Below are 1,241 nucleotides of genomic sequence, written 5' to 3'. Positions count from 1 at the left end.
GGGAATGAAGGCAATCACCTGCCCGGCCACCGACAGCACGCTGCCCGCAGCAATCACGCTGACCACCACCGCAGTGCCGGCCACCAGCGAGACGCCCTTGGCGGCTTGGCCTACCACCTCGACGCTGGCGCGGGTGCCATCGGACGCTCGTTCCAGCACATAGACCGTGCCCGCCGCTGACACTTCCACCGTCTTCACCACCAATACCGCGCCCGCCACCGCACTGGCACCCACCACCACCGAGGCCAGCGGCATGGCCGAGATGGCGCTCAGGGCAGAGGCATCGGATGGCCCATGCGCTTGTGCATCAAATGTGGCCGTAGCCCCCGTAAATAATGCGCAAACAGCTATAAAAAAAGTAGCAACTGGAGATTTCATTGAAGTCGTCCTTAAGTAATAACAGCCGACGTGGCGCCCTTCCCCCTTCCCGCTGGTCGGCATCCTATCAGTTAGATAGTGCTAGCTGGCGCGCTTGGGCGGCGACGAGTTCGCCATTTGTATGGCCGTACTTTTTTCGCTCAAACAAGTCCAACCGCTGGCCATTGGTTGCCAGCGCACAAAGCCACGGCTTGCGATTTAGGTTTGTTTTTGTACATTCCCCTTCGCCCCATTGGTTGCCAGTCGAGAAATGTTTTTCTGAGTAAGTGCTATATTTATTATAGCGATACAGTCATATTTCACGGGGGCTAATGGCATATTTGTCTCCTAAGCATCTGGCTCAGCGCTCTACGGATGCCGACACACTGCGCTCTACAAAGCCCACACTACCCGCGCTTGCGCCTTGGCTGGCGGTTGCGGTCAGACGCATCACGTTGACCGTGACGTCACCTTCGGTGTAGGCGTTGGGTTCGCAGTTGACTGTGATGGTAAAACCATCGAGCGGCGTGGGCGGCGATGCCATGGGCGCAACACAGAGCGCGGGGGTCACCGTGGGTATGGCCCACTCCAGCGCACCGCGCGCAGCCCAGTAGGCCCGCGAGCCCTGCACGTCTTGGGCCGAGTTGAGCTGCTGGGTATTGGAAAACCCCACCATGAATGCCCCCAGCGCAGCCAGCAACACCACCAGAAAGATGGCCGCAATGGCGGCAAAACCGTTTTGCAGGATGCGTGGTGTGTGCTTCATGGCGTGTTGTTCACGTGCACTTCGTGGTAGATGCTGACCGACTCCCCGGCGCTGGAGAATGTCAGGGACAACTTGACCAGCCCGTTGCGCATGTCGGAGTTGTCATAGGCAAAACTGC

Annotated in this window: 2 protein-coding genes; both read right to left on the bottom strand. The window is 58.9% G+C overall.

The features are described 5' to 3' along the window. Positions 1 to 378: hypothetical protein (locus AC097P_RS24225; RefSeq protein WP_479612974.1), on the bottom strand; the 378-nt coding region annotated here is incomplete at its 3' end. A gap of 340 nt (positions 379 to 718) precedes the next feature. Further along, positions 719 to 1,123: a hypothetical protein gene (locus tag AC097P_RS24220; protein WP_479612973.1), complete on the bottom strand. Its 405-nt coding sequence runs from the start codon at positions 1,121 to 1,123 to the stop codon at positions 719 to 721. Between the last annotated feature and the right edge of the window lie 118 nt (positions 1,124 to 1,241).

Source organism: Rhodoferax sp. ZS1R8 (genome assembly GCF_056521325.1).
The sequence above is the reverse complement of the archived record's forward strand: the minus strand, read 5'-3'. Positions and strand labels throughout refer to the sequence as shown.